Origin of the sequence: Comamonas sp. lk, from assembly GCF_900564145.1 — a bacterium.
Lineage (GTDB): Bacteria > Pseudomonadota > Gammaproteobacteria > Burkholderiales > Burkholderiaceae_C > Comamonas.
In genome coordinates, this window is record NZ_UOOB01000001.1 from 3,361,766 (window position 1) to 3,380,382 (window position 18,617).

At 62.9% G+C, this 18,617-nt stretch carries 18 protein-coding genes, 1 tRNA gene and 1 riboswitch; of the genes, 5 read left to right on the forward strand and 14 right to left on the reverse strand.

Annotation, left to right across the window (positions count from 1 at the left end; all coding sequences use genetic code 11):
- Positions 1 to 56: 56 nt before the first annotated feature.
- The 13 genes from cobT to EAO39_RS15350 form a co-directional block, all read right to left on the reverse strand.
- Positions 57 to 1,169 carry a nicotinate-nucleotide--dimethylbenzimidazole phosphoribosyltransferase gene (gene cobT, locus EAO39_RS15290; RefSeq protein ID WP_120971163.1) on the reverse strand — a complete coding sequence of 371 codons (1,113 nt, stop codon included), beginning with the start codon at positions 1,167 to 1,169 and terminating at the stop codon, positions 57 to 59.
- Positions 1,170 to 1,364: 195 nt separating this feature from the next.
- The gene (locus EAO39_RS15295) at positions 1,365 to 1,799 is read right to left on the reverse strand and encodes a hypothetical protein (RefSeq protein ID WP_120968888.1); all 435 of its coding nucleotides are present in this window, start codon (positions 1,797 to 1,799) and stop codon (positions 1,365 to 1,367) included.
- A gap of 113 nt (positions 1,800 to 1,912) precedes the next feature.
- Positions 1,913 to 3,409 carry a cobyric acid synthase gene (locus EAO39_RS15300; protein ID WP_120968891.1) on the reverse strand — a complete coding sequence of 499 codons (1,497 nt, stop codon included), beginning with the start codon at positions 3,407 to 3,409 and terminating at the stop codon, positions 1,913 to 1,915.
- Positions 3,410 to 3,419: 10 nt separating this feature from the next.
- Positions 3,420 to 4,463, reverse strand: coding sequence for an aminotransferase class I/II-fold pyridoxal phosphate-dependent enzyme (locus EAO39_RS15305; protein WP_120968894.1), 1,044 nt, complete (start codon positions 4,461 to 4,463; stop codon positions 3,420 to 3,422).
- Positions 4,456 to 5,538, reverse strand: a complete 1,083-nt coding sequence (gene cbiB / locus EAO39_RS15310; RefSeq protein ID WP_120968897.1) for an adenosylcobinamide-phosphate synthase CbiB — start codon at positions 5,536 to 5,538, stop codon at positions 4,456 to 4,458. Before cbiB ends, EAO39_RS15305 begins: the two co-directional genes overlap by 8 nt.
- The gene (gene bluB / locus EAO39_RS15315) at positions 5,535 to 6,233 is read right to left on the reverse strand and encodes a 5,6-dimethylbenzimidazole synthase (protein WP_120968900.1); all 699 of its coding nucleotides are present in this window, start codon (positions 6,231 to 6,233) and stop codon (positions 5,535 to 5,537) included. Before bluB ends, cbiB begins: the two co-directional genes overlap by 4 nt.
- 36 nt (positions 6,234 to 6,269) lie before the next feature.
- Entirely contained in the window at positions 6,270 to 6,839 is a 570-nt protein-coding gene (cobO, locus tag EAO39_RS15320; protein WP_120968903.1) for a cob(I)yrinic acid a,c-diamide adenosyltransferase, read from the reverse strand.
- Between the two features lie 34 nt (positions 6,840 to 6,873).
- Entirely contained in the window at positions 6,874 to 7,731 is an 858-nt protein-coding gene (locus tag EAO39_RS15325) for an ABC transporter ATP-binding protein (RefSeq protein ID WP_205589397.1), read from the reverse strand.
- Entirely contained in the window at positions 7,728 to 8,711 is a 984-nt protein-coding gene (locus EAO39_RS15330) for an iron ABC transporter permease (protein WP_120971167.1), read from the reverse strand. Before EAO39_RS15330 ends, EAO39_RS15325 begins: the two co-directional genes overlap by 4 nt.
- A 68-nt stretch (positions 8,712 to 8,779) precedes the next feature.
- Positions 8,780 to 9,694, reverse strand: a complete 915-nt coding sequence (locus EAO39_RS15335) for a helical backbone metal receptor (protein ID WP_120968906.1) — start codon at positions 9,692 to 9,694, stop codon at positions 8,780 to 8,782.
- A 44-nt stretch (positions 9,695 to 9,738) separates the two neighbouring features.
- Positions 9,739 to 10,320, reverse strand: a complete 582-nt coding sequence (locus EAO39_RS15340) for a bifunctional adenosylcobinamide kinase/adenosylcobinamide-phosphate guanylyltransferase (protein WP_120971170.1) — start codon at positions 10,318 to 10,320, stop codon at positions 9,739 to 9,741.
- 35 nt (positions 10,321 to 10,355) lie between these two features.
- Entirely contained in the window at positions 10,356 to 11,786 is a 1,431-nt protein-coding gene (locus EAO39_RS15345) for a cobyrinate a,c-diamide synthase (RefSeq protein WP_120968909.1), read from the reverse strand.
- Positions 11,787 to 11,814: 28 nt separating this feature from the next.
- Positions 11,815 to 13,620, reverse strand: coding sequence for a TonB-dependent receptor (locus tag EAO39_RS15350; RefSeq protein ID WP_162989647.1), 1,806 nt, complete (start codon positions 13,618 to 13,620; stop codon positions 11,815 to 11,817).
- 193 nt (positions 13,621 to 13,813) lie between these two features.
- Positions 13,814 to 14,050, reverse strand: a riboswitch (cobalamin riboswitch).
- Between the two features lie 245 nt (positions 14,051 to 14,295).
- On the opposite strand from EAO39_RS15350, the gene EAO39_RS15355 reads away from it, so the two are divergent.
- Together EAO39_RS15355 and EAO39_RS15360 are read left to right on the forward strand one after the other, a co-directional pair.
- Positions 14,296 to 14,505: a DUF904 domain-containing protein gene (locus EAO39_RS15355; RefSeq protein WP_120968915.1), complete on the forward strand. Its 210-nt coding sequence runs from the start codon at positions 14,296 to 14,298 to the stop codon at positions 14,503 to 14,505.
- Positions 14,506 to 14,536: 31 nt separating this feature from the next.
- Positions 14,537 to 14,917, forward strand: a complete 381-nt coding sequence (locus tag EAO39_RS15360; protein WP_120968918.1) for a cell division protein ZapA — start codon at positions 14,537 to 14,539, stop codon at positions 14,915 to 14,917.
- 375 nt (positions 14,918 to 15,292) lie between these two features.
- Here EAO39_RS15360 and asd read toward each other — a convergent pair whose 3' ends face one another.
- Entirely contained in the window at positions 15,293 to 16,168 is an 876-nt protein-coding gene (gene asd / locus EAO39_RS15365) for an archaetidylserine decarboxylase (protein ID WP_120968921.1), read from the reverse strand.
- Between the two features lie 191 nt (positions 16,169 to 16,359).
- Between asd and EAO39_RS15370 the strand changes: the two genes are divergently transcribed.
- The 3 genes from EAO39_RS15370 to EAO39_RS15380 all read left to right on the forward strand — a co-directional run bounded on the left by EAO39_RS15370 (position 16,360) and on the right by EAO39_RS15380 (position 18,238).
- Complete coding sequence (locus EAO39_RS15370; RefSeq protein ID WP_240467026.1) at positions 16,360 to 17,643, forward strand: HPP family protein; 1,284 nt, start codon at positions 16,360 to 16,362, stop codon at positions 17,641 to 17,643.
- Positions 17,644 to 17,841: 198 nt separating this feature from the next.
- Positions 17,842 to 18,096, forward strand: coding sequence for a translation initiation factor IF-1 (infA, locus tag EAO39_RS15375; RefSeq protein WP_120968924.1), 255 nt, complete (start codon positions 17,842 to 17,844; stop codon positions 18,094 to 18,096).
- 65 nt (positions 18,097 to 18,161) lie between these two features.
- Positions 18,162 to 18,238 (forward strand) — tRNA-Pro (locus tag EAO39_RS15380).
- Positions 18,239 to 18,617 lie beyond the last annotated feature (379 nt).

Below are 18,617 nucleotides of genomic sequence, written 5' to 3' on the forward strand. Positions count from 1 at the left end.
ACAGCCGCTAGCGTACATCACAAAAGCGTCAACAGCTATCAATACAGAAGCGGTCTTCAGCCCTTGGTGCTGACGCCTGCCGACTCGAAGCTGGCCATCTCGTTGAGCATGGTGCAGGCCGACAGCAGCAGCGGCCAGGCCAGTGCCGCGCCCGAGCCCTCTCCCAGGCGCAGTTGCCAATCCAACAGCGGCTGGGCCTGCAGCTGGGCCAGCATGCGGGTGTGGCCCGGTTCGCCCGAGCGATGGGCATAGACACAGCGCTGCAGCACATGGGGCTGCAGACGGCTGGCCACCAGAACCGCGGCCGTGGTGATGAAGCCATCCACCACAATCAGGCGGCGTTCGGCCGCAGCCTGCAGCACGGCACCGGTCATGGTCGCAATCTCCAGCCCGCCCATGGCGGCCAGCACGGCCAAAGGTTCCGTCACTGCCACATGCAGCTGCAACACCTGTTTGAGCACCGCCAGCTTGTGCTGCAGGCCCTGGGCATCGAGACCGGTGCCCACGCCGGTGACGGCTTCAATCGGTTCGCCGCACAGCCGCGCCAGCAGCAGCGACGCGGCCGAGGTGTTGCCAATACCCATCTCGCCCAGCAGCAAGGCATTGCCGGGCAGTTTCTTGACCAGCTCCGCCCCATTGCGCAAGGCCACGGCACATTGCTCGGCCGTCATGGCCGGCCCTTCGCTGCTATCGGCCGTGCCATAAGCCACCTTGCGGCGCCACAGGCGCGGCTCATAGGCCTTGGGCTGCTTGTGTTCAGGGTCTTGCTCGCGCACGGCAAAGTCCTTGGCCACACCGCAATCGACCACATTCAGGGCAATCCCGTTCTGCCGCGAGAGCACGCTGACCGCAGCCCCGCCGGCCAGAAAGTTCTCCACCATCTGCCAGGTCACATCCACCGGATAGGCCGACACGCCTTTGGCGGCCAGGCCGTGGTCTGCAGCAAACACCAGCATCTGCGGCGCCTGCAGCTGCGGCTGCTCGCTGCCCAGCACCGAGGCCAGCTTCAGCGCCAGCGCCTCCAGCACACCCAGCGAGCCCTGGGGCTTGGTCTTGAAGTCCAGCTTGTGCTGCACGCGTGCCAGCAGTTGCTCGTCGCTGATATCGGCCACTTCGGGGCAGGACCAGATGCTGGACAGGGCTAAATCGGAACGGATAACGGAATTCATCAAGGCTGCAATCCCCGGCACATCGAATACAGGTGCGACCATTGACCGGAAACGGCCTGCACCTTCACTTTGCTGGCAACGCCCTGCCAGCCGGATGCCGAGTATCGCGCGTTCTGGAGTGCATACAGCGCCGACAGGAAAGCCCGGCCACGAAAAAAGGCTCCGCAGAGCCTTTGGTGCAAAGGAAATGAGTGCTTACTGGCCTACCGGCACTTCAATGGTCGACTCGCGCAAAATGCCGCCGTCCTGCACCGAGCCGCTGATAGCACCCTGCTTGACGCGGTCGGAACATGCCTGGCGGTCGATGTCGGTCTTGAAAACCTGGCAGCGCGCATACGCATTGCGTTCGAACTGATTGGCGCTCTGGCCGTCATCGAGCTTGCCGCGCTTGGCTTCGGCCTTGGCGGCGGCCGCTTCGCGGCTTGCGGGATTGGCATCGCGCTTGTGCATGGGCTTATGCATCTGCTTGTGCATTGGTTTGTGAGACTTCATCTCCGCCGATTTGGCCGCCGGTTTGGCCATCTCCATCGCCGGTGCCGCTTCGGTGGTCTGAGCGCAGGCCATGCCAGCAACTGCCAGGGCTAGCGCGCCCAGCGTCAACTGAATGCTGCGAATTCCAAGATTTGCCATGAGCAGACTCCATCACAGGTGAGTAAGTAATCCGCCGAGCTTGCGCGCATTCCCTGATTACCCTTATCGGTGCAGCCCACAAGCCCCTGCAAGCCAGGGCCTACAGCCCAGCCTCAAGACGGCATCTCGGCAAACCACTGTTCAACGCCCTGGGCCAGGCGCTCAAACACCTGCTCCAGCCCCAGGGCCGCATTGCCAAACAGGGCATGGACGACGGCAGAATTCTCGAACAGCCCGTGCAGATAAGTGCCGATAACCACCGGGTTGCCGGCCTGCCACAGCAGACCGGGCAGCAACTCCTGCGCCTGCGGGCCGGCTGCGGCCTGCATGTCCTGGCGCAGCTGCGTCTGGCCATGGTGAATTTCATAGCCCGTCACTTCCACGCCGCTCAGTGCCTGCCAGGGCGCCTGCAGCGCTGGCAGGTCAAAACGCGTGGGTTTGACGGTTTTTTCCTGCGCAAACAAAGTCGCTGCCGGCAGCAAGCCCAGGCCGGCGGCATTGCCATCCACGCCATACAGATCGATCAGTGCCTCGCCCAGCATCTGCAAGCCGCCGCAAATACCCAGCACCCGCTTGCCGGCGTTGGCATGAGCTACCACGGCGGCATCCAGCCCCTGTGTGCGCATCCAGGCCAGATCGGCCGCCGTGGCCTTGCTGCCGGGCAAGATGACCCAGTCGGCCGCCGCAATCTGCGCTGGCGAGCGGGCCCAGACCACGCGCACGCCGGGCACCTGCAGCAGAGGCTGAAATTCATCGAGATTGCTGATGCGCGGGTAGGCCACGATGGCGATGGTGGTGTGCACCGCCTGGCCGGCGCCGTTGCTGCCGCGGTCGTCAAACACGCCGTCTTCCTCGGGCAGGCCATGGGCAAACTGCATGGGAATGCAGGCCACGGTGGGCACGCCGGTTTTCTCTTCCAGCATCTGCGGCGCGGGCGCCAGCAAGCTGGCATCGCCCCGGAATTTGTTGAGCACAAAACCTTTGATCAGTTTTTGCTCGTCCTCTGGCAACAGCGCCCAGGTGCCGTACAGATGGGCAAACGCCCCGCCCCGGTCGATATCGGAGACCAGCAGGCAGTGCGCGTTGCAGTGGCGCGCCACGCGCATATTCACCACGTCGCTGGCATGCAGGTTGATCTCGGCCGGCGAGCCTGCGCCTTCGATCACGATCACATCGTTTTCGGCACGCAAGTCATCGAGCGCCTGCGCAATCTGCGGCCAGACCTTGAGGCTGCGGCCGCGCCAGGGCATGGCGCTGAGTTCGTCATGGACCTGGCCGAACAGCACCACCTGGCTGCGCGTATCGGCCTCGGGCTTGAGCAGCAGCGGGTTCATGCGCACATCGGGCACGCAGCCGGCGGCCAGGGCCTGCAGATACTGGGCGGTGCCGATCTCGCCCCACTTTCCGTCGGGTGTCGCCACCACGCGGGCGTTGTTGCTCATGTTCTGCGCCTTGAATGGCGCCACCTTGTAGCCCTGGGCCCGGTACCAGGCGCACAGGGCCGTGGTCACCCAGCTTTTGCCGGCGCCGCTGCTGGTGCCCAGCACCATCACACACAAGGCAGGCCGCTGGCCTGGAGTGGGTCGCGGCAAATGAATCAATTGGCTCATGTTCCAGTTCTCAAATGAATTCCAGGCTTGTTCCAAGCTCGCTCCAGGCAGCGCGCAACGCAGCCTGGGATAAGGGTGGCAGCACGCCCAGGCGCACATGGCCGGGCAAGCCGAAGCTGGCACAGTCGCGCAGCTTGATGCCCTGGTTGCGCAAGACCTGCAGCCTTGCCGCCATGGCTTGATCCGCCAAGGGAAGACGGGCCACAAAATAATTGGCCTGATGGCCGGCAATCACCTGCCAGCCCAGCTGCTCGCAAAGGGCCAGTTGCTGCCGCTTCCAGTCGCGCAGCCGATGCAGGCTGGCGCTCAGCCACTGCTGCACATCGGCTCTGACCCAGGCTTGCAGCATGGCCACGCCGTGGCCTCCCACCATCCAGGACGGAGCCAGCGCGCGCAGCGCGCTCATCTCGGCCGCTGCCACCCGCAGGGGCGCAATTGCATAAGCGGCGCGCACGCCCGTCATGCCCAAGGCCTTGTTCGGCGTCCACAGCTGCCAGACGAGATCAAGATCACGCTCGGGTGCCTCGCCTTCCAGCCACAAGGGGCGGTAGGCACAGTCAAGCACACGCCATTCGCGCAACGACTCCTGGCCGGTACTCAGCACAGGTGGTTGACTCCAGGCAGCCCAGATCTCCTCGCAGCAACCCAGCGGGCTCGATGGCTCGCAGGCCCAATGCAAAACAGGCTGATCGCTAGCAGGCGCGCTGCGGGCGTTCTGTGCCAGCCCCCAGACATCGGCGGCCTGGGCATAGTCACCATAGTGGCGGCTGGGCAAGCGGATGCTTTGCGCTCCGCTACGCAGCGCATGCTGGGTCAGGCGGTGAATCAGCTCGCTGCTGCTGCCGCCAATCAGGATGCGCTCTCGCTCCACGCCATGAAACGCCGCCAGCTGCGCACGCAAATCGCTGTACAGAGGATCGGGGTACTGCGCCACATGGGCGGCCTGCAAAGCCTCTACCGCTATCGGACAGGGCCCGCAGGCATTGCGGTTGGTGGAAAAATCATGGGCCGGCACGCCTAAAGCGTCGGTACCGCCATGGGTGAATTCAGCCATGGAGACCCGCTTTCCACATCCACAAAGCAACAAAAATCATAGCTAGCAGCGCAAGTACCACCTGCGCTATCACCACTTTGGAGGCCAGAATCACGGAGCGTTGCAAGTCTGCCGCCTGCGGCGCCCGGCCGCCGGAGTTGAGTTGATAGACGCCTGGCTTGGACAGCTGCACGCCCAGGGCCAGCGCCATGGTACCCATGGGCCAGCCGCCATTGGGCGATGGGGTGACGGCCGCATCTCGCTTCAAGGCCGACCACGCCACACCGCCGACCAGCAGCGCCAGCCAGGCGGCCGTGAGGCGGGCCGGAATCCAGTTGAGCACATCGTCGGCCCGCGCCGCCCATTTGCCGGCCCACTGCCAGTGGCGGCACTGCTCGCCATGGCCGCGCCAGCCCGGGTAGCCCCACATGGCATCGGCGGTATTGGCCAGACGATAGACAGCGGCGCCGGGCAGGCCGGCCACGGCAAACCAGAACAGGGGTGCGATCACCGAGTCGTTGAGATTTTCCGCCAGGGTTTCGATGGCGCTTTCGCGCACCGTGGCGGCGCTCAGCTGCGTGGTGTCGCGGCTTACCAGCCAAGTCAGGCGCTCACGGCCCGCAGGCAGCGACTGCTGCAGCGCGGCTTCCACCGCCAGCACCTCGTCCTTGAGCATGCGCCAGGACAGCAAGGGCTTGAGCAGCACGCCGATCAGCAGGCCAGACAGCCACCAAAGCGCATCCGGCAGCAAAAACTGCAGCAGGCCATAGACAATGAAAACAATAGCTGCCAGCGCACACCAGGCAAGCGCTGCGAGCATAAAACGCGCGTAGTCTCGGCCCACTTCGGTACGCGGCGCAATCCACTGGCCCAGCAGGCCCAGCGCCTTGCCCATATAGACCACCGGGTGCAGCCACACAGGCGGCTCGCCCCAGAGCTTGTCCAGCAGCAAGGCCACCAGCACGGCCATCAGGGCGCACATCAGCTTCTGCGACCAGAACAGCGCCAGCGCAGGCTCGGCGGTCATGGCTTTGAACAACCAGCCCAGGGGGCTGAAGAACCCGATGAGCAAATCCACCCAGGAAACAACCGTCATGTGCGGGGCGTGGTCGGAGGCGGGGTGCGCGTGCTATCCCAGACATCGTCCATCAGCATGTCGGTCAGCGGCGCACGGCTGGCCCATTTTTCCTGCTGCAGCATGGGCTGGGCGTAATACGCATCCACCGGACCCAGGCACAGCACGCCCAGCGGATGTGCGCCCTGGGGCATTTGCAGCAAAGCGGCCAGAGCCTGGGGATCGAAAATCGACACCCAGCCCATGCCCAGCCCTTCGGCACGCGCGGCCAGCCACAGGTTTTGAATGGCGCAGGCCGTGCTGGCAATGTCCATCTCGGGCAGGGTGCGGCGACCGAAAATATGCGCCTCGCGCCCCGGCGGCATGGCCACCACCAGCACCTCAGCGGCATCCAGCACGCCCTGCACCTTGAGCTTCATGAAATCTTCTTCGCGCTCGCCCAGGGCTCGGGCGGTGAGCACGCGCTCCTGCTCCACCAGCGCATGAATGGAGCGGCGCAGCTCCAGGCTTTTCACGCGAATAAAGCGCCATGGTTGCATAAACCCCACGCTGGGCGCGTGGTGGGCGGCGCGCAACAGCCGCAGCAAGACCTCTTCCTCCACCACACCTCCCGCAAAGTGGCGCATATCGCGGCGCTCGTAAATGGCGCGATAGACGGCGGCACGCTCGGCCTCGGTGAAGGGCGTGGCGGGAATGGTGGCTTGGGGATCAGTCATAAGCTTATTGTCGCGCCGATGCAGGCGGCGAATCACTCAATCTTCGATGCCGCGCTGCGCGGGAATACCCGCTTGAAACGCGTGCTTGATCAGCTTCATCTCGGTCACCGTATCGGCAATTTCTATGACTTCCTGGGGGCAGCGGCGGCCGGTCAGGCAGACATGCACATGCTTGGGGCGGGCCTGCAAAGTCTCCAGCACCTCGGCCAGCGGCAGCCAGCCGTAGATCAGCGGATAGGTGATCTCGTCTAGCACCACCAGAAAATGCTCTCCGCCCAAAATCACGGCCTTGGCTTTTTCCCAGCCTTCGCGGGCCAGCTCGGCCGAGTGGTCCAGATCGCGGCTCTTCCAGCTGAAGCCGTCACCCAGACCTTCGATGGGCATGCCCACCTGCTCGGCCAGACGGTGTTCGCCAAAGCGGGCCGTGGGCACTTTCATGAACTGAAAGACTTTGACGGCCTTGCCCCGGCCCGTGGCGCGGAAAGCCAGGCCGAACGCGGCCGTGCTCTTGCCCTTGCCGTCGCCGGTGTTGACGATGATCAGACCGCGGCGCTCGCCCTCGGGCTTTTCATAGGGCTTTTCGGTAGGAGGTGCTTCAATTTGCATGGTGTCTTGTACCCGTCCAGCTTGCGCTGCAGGTTTAATGAATGGGGTTAATCGAAGGGGCGGAAAAAGCAGGGTTCGCTGGCGGGATATGGGGCAGAGCCAGCCACATGCCGTCCAGCTGGCGCACGCGAATACGCTGATCAAACACTTGCTCCAGCGCCGTATGGGTGGCAGGGTCGGTGCAAGCGCCGTGGTGGCTGACCAGGCCCTCGCTCATGATCACCAGATCGTCGGCCTGCAGCGCGAATGAAAGTTCGTGCAGCACACTGATCACGGTCTTGCCCTGGCCGACCAGATCGCGCACGGTCAGCATCCAGTCCGTCTGATGCGGCGGATCAAGATTGGCCAGCGGCTCGTCCATCAGCAGCACCTGAGCTTCGACCGCCAACGCCCGCGCCAGCAGCACGCGCTGGCGCTCGCCGCCCGAAAGATTGCCCACGCTGCGCGTGCGCCAATCCCAGGCGTGGGTCTGGCGCAAGGCCTGCTCCACGGCCGCCTTGTCGGCAGCGTCCGGCGCGGCCAGCCAGCCTTGGTGCGGCAAGCGCCCCAGCATGACCACGTCATACACCGCCATGTCTGCCGCCACGGGTTGGTTCTGGCCCAGCCATGAAAGCAGCTGCGCCCTTTGGCGCGCCGGCCATTGCTGCAGCCGGCGATTGAGCAGATCGATCTCGCCGGACTGCCGGTGGTTGCTGCCGCCCATATCGGCCAGAGCCCGCAGCAGCGTGGATTTGCCGGCACCGTTGGGGCCCACAATCGCCGTCCAGCGGCCGGCCGGGATCTGCAGGTCCACGCCGCGCAGCACCGCTCTGTCACCCAAGGTGACGCACAGTTGGCGGGTAGTCAGCGCAGCAGCGGCTCCAGTCATATCGGTACGGTAATCGGCGCTCATACCCCCTCCCCGCTTTGCAAGGCCGAACGGCGATGCATCAACCACAGCAGATAGCTGCCGCCCAGCACGGCCGTGAGCACGCCCACAGGCAGCTCCTGAGGTGCAATCAGCCAGCGCGCCAGCAAATCGGCGGCCAGCAGCAGCACGGCGCCCATCAGGCTGCTGAGTACCAGCAGCCAGCGGTGCAGTGCGCGCACCATGGAGCGCACCAGATGCGGCGACGCCAGCCCCACAAAGGCGATCAGCCCGGTCTGGGCCACGGCCGTGCCGGTGGCCAGCGCCAGCAGCACGATCAGCAACGCGCGCAGCGGCGCCAGCGGCAAGCCCAAGCTGTGCGCCGTGGCCTCACCCAGCGCCAAGCCATCGAGCACCCGGCTCAGGCACCAGGCCAGCAACAACGCCAGCGCCAGCACGCAAAACATGAGCGCGCAGGCATTCCAGCCCACAAAAGCGGTGCTGCCCAGCATGAAAGATTGCATGGCCTGCATGATGTCGGGGTTCATCAGCAGCACCAGCGAAGCCACGGCGCCCAGCACCACACCCACCACCACACCGGCCAGCAGCAGGCGCATGGTGTTGTGCACGCCCTTGGCCAGCACCAGGGTCAGCATGACGGCCGCCGTCGCGCCCATGAAGGCCGCACCCGTCACGCCCCAGCGTGCCAGCCCGGCCAGAGCAAAAGGCGAGACACCCAAGGCCGCCATGGCCAGCGCCACACCCAGCGAAGCCCCGGACGCGCTACCCAGCAGATAGGGATCGGCCAGCGGATTGCGAAACACGCCTTGCGCAATCGAGCCGGCCAGGCCCAGCAAAGCGCCGGCCAGCAAGGCACCGGCGGTGCGCGGCAAGCGGATATCGGTGACGATCTTCCAGGCCAGCGGGTCTTCATAGGCCTTCCACAGACTCTCCCAGCCCGTGCTGCCAATGCCTGCACCCAGCGCACCCAGCACGGCGCAAAGCAGCAGCAGGCACAAGGCCAGCCCGGGTGCCGCCATGCCGCGCTGAGGCGAACGCCCCAGTGAACAGCCTGGTCCACGCAAGGCAGACTTCATTTCTGCGAGCCCGCAGATGCAGCCGGTGGCACCGTCTTGGCCACCGTCTGCAGGCATTGGGCCAGCAACTGCGCGGCTTCGGCAATGCGCGGGCCGGGGCGCACCAGCACATCGGCCTGCGCGGCCGTAAAGCGGCAGACGCTGCCCTGTTGGACGGCACGCATCTGGGCCCAGCCCGGATACTCGGGCACATTGCTCTTCCAGCTGCGCTCGCTGGCCATCAGCACGTCAGGGTCGGCGCGCACCACAAACTCGGGGTTGATGCGCGGAAACGGGCCCAGTTTGGCATCGACGATATTGCGCATATGCAGCCGGGTCAGCGTCTCGCCGATAAACGATGTCTCACCGGCCGCAAACGGGCCACGGCTGGCTTCGAAATACACACGCTTGCCGCGCATGGATTCAGGCACGCTGGCGGCAGCGCGGGCCACCTCGGCCTCAGTCTTGGCCCATAGCCGCTCGGCGCCCAGCGCTGGATCGATCTGCAGCAGGGCCCCGATTTTTTGCAGTACCAGATGCGCCTCGGCATAGGTGCGGGGCTCCAGCGCCACGACTTTGAGGCCTAGCGCCTCCAGACGCGTCGCGGAGCGCGAAGCCATGGAGATCAGCACCAGATCGGGCTTGAGCGCAAAAATGCTTTCGATATTCGGGTCCAGCCCGCCGCCGACCACGGGCACGGTCTTCACATGTGCAGGCCAGTTGGAATAGCGATCCACGCCCACCAGACGCTGGCAGCCATCGAGGGCGCACAGGGTTTCGGTCAGCGAGGGCAGCAGACTCACAATGCGCTGCGGCGATTTGGGCAGCCGCACGGTCACGCCGCGCGCATCGGTCACCTGCAAGGCGGTATCTGCAGCGCTTGCCGATGGGGCTGCGCCCGCACCCAGCACGCAGGCAAGCAGAGCTGGCATCAGCCGTGCTGCAAGCCAGCCGCTGTTTGGCTTTCTCGGCAAGCTCATGGCTGAGGGCCTTTCACGGCCATGGGCAGGCCGGCGCACATAAAGGTCACGGTTTCACAATGCGCTGCCACCTGCTGGTTAAGCACGCCCAGCGCATCCACAAAGGCCCGCACCTCGGCGCCCATGGGAATCACGCCCAGGCCGATCTCGTTGCCGACCAGAATCACCGGGCCTTTGGCCGCTTCAAGCTCTATCAAAAAGTGAGCTATCTGCGCATTCCAGTCCTGGGCCTGAGCCTTGCTTGACTGAGATTCCTCAGCTTCGGCAGGCATCAGCCAGTTGGTCAGCCACAGCGTCAGGCAGTCGATGACCAGCATGCGCTGCGGTGCGCTGTGCTCGGCCAGCACGCGGGCCAGTTCGCGAGGTTCCTCCAGTGTGGTCATGCCCGGCACCCGTTCGGCGCGGTCGCGCTGGTGACGGGCAATGCGTTCGCGCATTTCCGCATCCCAGGGCTGGCCAGTGGCCACCAGCACGGCCTCACGCCCGCTGGCGCCCGCCAACCACTGACGCGCCAGCAGCTCGGCGCGGCGGGATTTGCCACTTTTCTGGCCGCCCATCAGCAGCTGGCTGCGGGGCATGGCAATGGTGCAGGACTGACTCATGATTTCAATACTCAAACTTTGGCGCCCAGCCACTCGGCAATCAGCCGGGGAGCCGAAGCAAACCAGGCGTGGAAATAGCTGGCATGCACGCTGCCATGGCGGTACACGGCCTCACCGCGATCGGCCTGCACGGCCGTGCGCGGGCGACTGGTACGCGCCACCTGCTGCATGGCGGTCTCCAGCCGGCTGTAGTGAAACGTGTGGCCGCGCATGACGGTTTCATCGATTTGCAGCTGCTGCATGCCCAGGCCGGCCAGGCGCTTTTGCATGATGACCTTGCCAGGCAGCAAGTTCCACAGCTCCTGCTCGGCACCATCATGGCCGACCACCGACTGGCACAGGGCAAGCATACCGCCGCATTCTGCCCAGACGGGCTTGGCCGCCGCCAGGTGCTGCGCAAGACTTTGGCGCAGGCCGGTGTTGCCGGCCAGGGTTTTGGCATGCAGCTCGGGATAGCCGCCGGGCAGCCACAGCGCATCGCAGGCGGGCAAATCATCACCGGCCAGCGGAGAGAAAAATACCAGCTGCGCCCCCATGGCGCGCAGACAGTCCAGGTTGGCCGGGTAGATAAAGGCAAAGGCGGCATCGCGCGCCACGGCAATCGTGCGGCCTTGCAACCAGGGTTGCAAAGCCGGCGCAGCAGCGTCAGCAGGTTCGGGAGCCGAAAACTCCACTGCCCAGTCTTGCCAGCTGCCGCTCACAGAATCGCCGGTTTCGTCCGCATGCCATGGTCGTTGACCCAGAGGAATTTGCGCCAGGGCATCGGCCGCCGCATCCAGGCGCTGCAGCGCATCCTGAAGCTCGTGCGCAGCCACCAGGCCCAGATGCCGCTCGGGCAACAGCGCCGCGCCTTTGACATGGCCTGTGGCGCCCAGGCTGATGGCAGCCAACGCGCCCTGCCACAGCTCGGGCTCGCGCAGGCCCTGGCGCAGCAAATCGGCATGGTGGCTGGTCGCCACGCGGTTGGCCATGAAACCCGCCCAGCGCAAGCCGCTTTGATAGTGTTGCAATCCATAGGCCAGCGCGCCGAACGTGCCGGCCATGGCTGACGCATCGACCACTGCCAGCATGGGCAGACCCAGCAGTCGCGCCAGATCTGCCGCGCTGGGGCTGCCGTCAAACAAGCCCATCACGCCTTCGATGAGGATGAGATCGGCCTCCTGCGCCGCAGCGTGCAGTCGTGCCCGCACATCGGCCTCACCCGTCATCCACAAATCCAGTGAGTGCACGGGCGCACCCGTGGCCAGTTCATGCCAGTACGGGTCCAGAAAATCCGGCCCGCATTTGAACACCCTGACCTTGCGGCCCTGGCGCGCATGCAAACGTGCCAGGGCCGCAGTCAGCGTGGTCTTGCCCTGGCCGGAGGCCGGGGCAGTGATCAGCAAGGCAGGACAGCGCACAGGCTGGCCTGCCGCATCAGACGAGGAGGTGGTGCTCAGCATATGAAAGCGATAAGGGCTGCAAGCCCGCTCAATTGGCCGTCCACTTCACGCCCACATAGCCGCTGCGGCCCTCTGTGGCGTAGGTGCGGGCCAGCTCATAGCGCTTGTCGGTCAAATTGTTGATGCGTGCCACCAGGCTCCAGTTGCGTGTCAGCTCTTTTTGAGCCGTCAGATGCCACAAGGTGTAGCCGCCAAGCTCGAACTTGTTGGCAGCATCGTCAAAGCGCTTGCCCGATGTCTGCATCTGCGCACCCAGTCTCCAGCCTGCCACCAGGGTGTCGGCCGAAAGACTGGCATGGCGCTTGGAGCGACGTGCCAGCTGCAAGTCCTTGTCCGTATCGCGCGGATTCTGGAAGTCCACCGAGCCCTGCAGATTCACCACACCCACGCGGGTGGTGGCGGCCAGGGTAATGCCTTCATAGCGGGCATTGGCCACGTTGGCATAGCAGCCGCCGAAGGGACCGTTATTGCCCGGGCATGCACCGGTATTGCTCACATAGTTGATGAGGTTCGAGAGATTGTTGCGATAGACCGTGGCCGAGAAACTATTGCTTCCCTTGCCCCATTTCAGGCCCAGCTCCACATTGCGCCCCTTCTCAGGCTGCAGCGAGGAATCCCCATACATGCTGAAGCGCTGGTACAGCGTGGGTGCGCGGAAAGCCGTGCCCGCCGATGCCGTGGCTCGCCAGTGGGGCATGAACTCATAGCCATAGGCGGCACTGCCCGTGGTGTTGCCGCCAAACTCGCTGTCGCGGTCATGGCGGGCATTGAGCTGCAGCGTGTGCTTGCCGGCACGCAGACCGTAGCCCAGAGCCAGGGCGTTTTGCGAACGCGTGCGGTCGATATTGCCGTTGACCAAGCTGTCCTCACGACGCTCCAACGCTGCAGTCAGGGTGGAGACGCCCAGCTTCCATTCGTTCTGGAACAGATAGTTATGCAAGCGCGTGTCGGTTTCATAGACCGAGGGCTTGGTGGCGTAGTAATCGCGCGACTGCGTGTATTGCAAACGGGTGCTGTAAACATCGCTCCACTTGGCTTGCCAGTTCAGACCCAGGGTTTGCATCTTGTTGATGCTGCGATCATCGGCAATAGGAGCACTCTTTGATATGGTCGCGTCATAACCGGAATTGACGTAACTTTCCAGCGCCGTGGCCTCCACGCGCTGGTTGGGCGAGATCTGGTAGCCAATGCGGGCATTGAAGGCATTGTTGCGGTAGCCGTCCGCATCGGGATTGAAGCCCGCCGATGTCTTGGCGTTAAAGCCGTTGCTGCTGGCATGAGATGCACCCAGGCTGTAATCCCAGCCATTGAGGCCGCCGCTGATGCCGGTCTGCGCCGTCACCGTGCCGCGGCTGCCCCAGCCCAGGCCGATATAGGGCTTGGGCTTGCCCTCGCCCCGCTTGGTGAAAATCTGCACCACGCCGCCAATCGCATCCGAACCATAGACGGCAGCCGCCGGGCCGCGCAGCACTTCAATGCGCTCAATGGAGTCGAGTGGAATGTTCTGCCAGGAAGCTCCGCCGGTCGATTGGGAATCGACGCGCACGCCGTCGATATAGACCGCCGTAAAACGGGTCTCGGCTCCGCGCAAATAAACGCTGGTGGAGGCACCAGGGCCGCCATTGCGCACCATCTCGATGCCGGGTAGACGCGACAGTACATCGGCCACGCCAGCCGCACCACTGGTTTCAATGGTCTCGCGGTCCACGATGGACATATCCGCCACCAGATCGGACAGCGGCTGCTCGATACGGTTGGCCGTCACCACCGTCTCGGCCATGGCAGCGGTATCGGCCAAGGCGATTTGCTGAGCCAGCACAGGTGCAGACAACATGCAGCTGATGGCCGCAGCCACCAGGGAAGGACGGTGAAAAATGGAAGCCGTGCTGGCGTGCACGTGCGAGGCCACGGATGCAGTCTTGCATCGGGGTTGGTGTTGCGAACTCATGGGAAGCGACAAAACAATAGATACCCGGCGCCAACCTCCCCGTTGGCAATTGGGAAAAAGACGTGCCCACAGCTGAAGGCAGACAATCCACATCGTTGGCCGGTATCCGGGCTAAGCGAAACGTCCTTTTGCGAGCCTTCCCAGCACGCGCAGCGCCAGTGGCAAAGATGAAAAGGAGATGCCATGCATCTATTCGCTGACCGTTGCGGGGGCAGCGCAGGCACGGATCGCACCGCTTTGCGGCTTCACCTCCCTGCTTCCCGTTGAACTGGGGTCGCAGAAAGCAACTCCGAGCACCAACAGCGGCGCATTCTAATTAGTTTTGGCCGCAAGACCTCCTTCAATCAGAGTACCCCGTTGACGATTATTTACTATATAAATGAGCTTGGCGCTTTATGTGCCTGAGTTGCACGCTACGATTTTGGTAGAGGAAAATCTCCAACCGAGAAAGCATGCGCGCGTGTTTCCGGGTGCACTTAGCTTGCATCCGCCTTTCATGCACAAAGTCTCTCGGATTTCTGCACTTATTTACGGACTGCAAGACCTACAATGTCCGAGTCTATGACCCCCCAGACTTCTCTTGACCTCATTGCCGAGCGGGTAGAACGTTTAATGGTGCGCCACGAAGAACTTCAGCGCACCAACACCCTGCTGACCGAGCAAGTTGCCGCCCTGACCCAAGAGCGCGACTCTCTGCGCCTGCGCCTGCAAGCTGCACGCGCACGTGTGGACGCGCTGATCGAACGCCTGCCCGCCAACCAGGGCGAGTGATTCCCCAGACATTGCCACCAGACGCCCGCCCATGAAGCAGATCGAAGTGCAAATTTTGCAGCAAAGCTACATGCTGACCTGCCCCGAAGGTCAGCAAGAGCGCGTGCTGGAAGCCGTGCGTCGCGTGGATGAGGCCATGACCGGCATCCGCGACAGCGGCAAGGTACGTTCTCGCGAGCGTGTCGCAGTACTGGCTGCGCTCAATATGGCTTTCGATGTGCTGGACCGTGATGCCCAACAGACGTCCCAGCAAGCACAAGTGAACAGTGCCCAGGCTGAAATGCAGGCTGTGGCTCAGACTGAACCACTCAATCAGGAACAGCTGGCCGAGCAACAGCGCCAACTGGAATTGGCCGAACAGCTGGTGCTCAAACTCGATAAAGCGTTGGAAGACGATGCAAGGCTTTTGTGAAAGCCCGCAATCCTTGCGACAAATGCATCGCGGCGTGGCAAACGCCGTATCAATCGAAGTAAAATAACTCCTGTCTGCAGACCTGCCGGACTTTATATTTCCTTGAACCAATGCTCAATGAGCTCGGGCTTGGTAAATTTCCTGATGAGCGTGATCGTCTCGCGTCAGATGAACCCAACGTCAGGCTGCCCTCGCCCCCCTGAACCCCCGGTTCAGGATGACGGTCCGGTGGAGTTTGCAGACACCTTATACCTGTGCCGCCTGCTATTTCAGGGTGCACTTTCTGGGGCAGCAACACGCTGCCTCTCCTGAACCAAAAAAGCCGTTGAAGCTTGAAGCATCAACGGCTTTTTCGTTTATGGGCAATGCCAGTGATCAGGCGATGCCGGATGGAATCTTTGCCTGTGCATCTGCCATGACCTGGCCCAAACGTACCGGGCCCGCCGGCTGCCATGCGGGGTTGAACTGCAGCCCCGCACTTTGCGGCCACAGCAAGACCACGGTGGAGCCCAGCAGAAAGCGCCCCATCTCCTCGCCTTGCGCCAAATGAATGGCTTGCTCGCCGGTGTAATCCCAGCTCTTGAGATGACCCGTACGTGGCGGGTTGACCACGCCATGCCAGACCGTGGCCATGCTGCCCACAATGGTCGCCCCCACCAGCACCAGCACCATGGGGCCGTGCGCGGTATCGAACACACAGACCACGCGCTCATTGCGCGCAAACAGTCCGGGCACGCCGCGCGCCGTAGCGGGGTTGACCGAGAACAGCTCGCCGGGTACGTAAATCATGCGCTTGAGCTGGCCGGCGCAAGGCATGTGGATGCGGTGGTAATCCTTGGGGCTGAGGTAGATCGTGGCAAAGCTGCCGTTGTCGAACTGACGCGCCAGCGCAGCATCACCACCCACCAGCGCCGTGGCACTGTATTGATGACCTTTGGCCTGAAAAATCTGCTCGCCCTCGATAAGGCCGAACTGGCTGATGGCGCCGTCTACAGGGCAAATCCAGTCAGCCTGAGCCAGAGGCCGTGCACCAACCTTAAGCTCGCGCGTGAAAAATTCGTTGAAGGTGGCATAGGCCGCAGGGTCGGGATTGGCAGCTTCGCCCATGTCCACACCGTAACGGGCAATAAAGCGGCGAATGACGGATGTGGTCAAGCCACCGGCCTGCGCCTGGGCCAAACGGCCCATGAGAGCGGTCAGCGCCTGCTTGGGCAACAGATATTGGGAAAGTACGGCGAGTCGTTCAGACACAGTGGATTTTTGCTATCAAAGTTATAGAGATCGAAGCAGGATTCTAGCCAAGCCACGACCTGCTGTATTCGGTGTACTCCCCCATCACCTCAAACAGCGGATCGTGAGCCGCTGCCAAATCCCCAGACCAGCCGACTGCCACTACCAGGCGCACAATGAGCCGCTGATGCCATCAACATGCACGCCTGCCCATGCCTGATTCATCGCAGCAGCCCACCCGCTTCGCACCTGCAACCCCGGAGGTTCCGCCCTCCATAACCGACACGCCCTCGCTAAAACCGGCCTCTCCGGCAGACCGAGCCCCTGCACCCGCCGAGCCTCTGCTGACCGAACACATGGCACCGGTGCTGCTGTGGCTGCGCAATTTCCTGCCCTCACCTGTGGGCACCAATGCGGCAGAAGGTCTGCGCATGGCCGTGGGCGTGGCCCTCGGCCTGCTGATCACGGCATTGATCAGCCGCTGGTGGGACGGCCATGACAATGCGGTGTGGATTGTCTCTTCCATGGGTGCGACTGCCGTACTCGTCTTCGGCATGCCTGCCAGCCCGCTGGCCCAGCCCTGGCCCGTGTTGGCGGGATCGCTGCTTTGCATGCTGGTAGGCACGCTGAGCGAGCACTTTGTTCCCGACGAAGCTCTGGCTCTGGCCCTGGCCGTAGGCCTTTCCGTCACCTTGATGGTGCCTCTGCGCTGCCTGCATCCACCGGCCGTGGGCCTGGCCTCCTTTGTGGTCTTGGAGCATGCACCGGGCATGGGAATGCTGTTGTTTCCCACCCTGTTCAACATCGTGGTGCTGCTGGCTTGCGCCGTGGCCTATGCCCTGGTCACGGGCAAGCGCTACCCTCATCCCCAGCACAGCCACCGCAAACAGCCCGGTGGCAGCCATTTCACCGATGCAGACCTTAATGCAGCACTGGCGCACTACAACCAGGTGCTGGACATCAGCCGTGCCGACCTGGAAGGACTGCTGCACCTGGCCGGCCGCGCTGCATTCCAGCGCACCTTGGGAGATTTGCGCTGCGCAGACATCATGAGCCAGCCCGTGTTTGCGGTGCAAGCCGGTGCCACGCTCAAGGAGGCCTGGGCGCTGATGCACGAGCACCGCATCAAGGCACTGCCGGTGGTCAATGAGCAACAGCAGGTCATAGGCATCATCTCCAACGCCGATTTTGTGCGCAATGCCAGCCAAGAAGTGCCTGATGCCCAAAGCCTGGGCCAGCGCCTCAAATCGCTGGTCATGGGCAAGTCCAGACATCAGGATGCCAAGAGCGTGCAAGACCTCATGGCGCACACGGTACAGACGGCCTATGCCACGCAGCGGGTCATGGAACTGGTGCCTCTGTTTTCATCGGCGGGCCACCACCATCTGCCGGTGGTCGATACAAAGGACATGCTTGTGGGCATCATCACCCAGACCGATTTGATCCGTGTCCTGGCCGCTACGGTCAGCCCTGGCGAATCGCAGGAGCAATCCTGAGAAGCTACAATCAGCAGGTTTAGGTGTACGCTAAGTCTGCGTCCCTGTATTGAGAAATAACGGCTTTTTGTTCAGTCTGCGCGTGGCGCGCAGCACATCCACCACGCGCCTTGTGGGCTTGGCATCTTGCGAGCCAGACCTTTGACCGTGGCCCTAACGAACAAGTGCCTCAACCGATTTATCCAAGAGATTGAAATCATGGCCAAAGAAGAATTGATTGAAATGCAAGGTTCCGTGACGGAAGTCTTGCCCGACTCCCGCTTTCGCGTGACCCTGGAAAATGGTCATCAGCTGATCGCCTACACCGGCGGCAAGATGCGCAAGCACCACATCCGCATTCTGGCGGGCGACAAAGTGTCGCTGGAGATGTCGCCCTACGATCTGACCAAGGGCCGTATCACTTTCCGTCATTTGGCCAACCGCGGCCCAGGTCCTTCGGGCGGCTCACGCTAAGCCCTTTCATGAAAAAGTCGGCGATTTCAAAATCGAGTCGTTTTTTACGATTACAATAGAGGCTACGGAGCGTAGCGCAGCCTGGTAGCGCATCTGCTTTGGGAGCAGAGGGTCGCGAGTTCGAATCCCGCCGCTCCGACCATATGATTCAAGGACTTAGCTGAGAAATCGGCTAAGTCCTTTAGTCTTTCTGGGGCCAAGGGGTAAACAAGAAATTGGCTAACCCAGTCTTCGCACCCCAATGTGAGTGCCCATCAGTCCTCAAGCTCACAGCCATGTGTGCGAAGGGTTGTTTCAGGCTGGTTGCCGTCATCCCGTTTGGGTAGACCGATGACCGCTATGTAGTTGTGACCAATAGGTCACGATGTTGCCATGAGCAGCAGTAACCGCTGCAAAGCCGAAGTTGATGCCTGGAGGCTGCTTCAGGCTGATGATTACAGTCGTTTAACTTGGAAATGCCAATGACTGCTTATGTTCACAGAGCAGTCACTAAACTGATACACCTTCAGAAGTTTGGACAT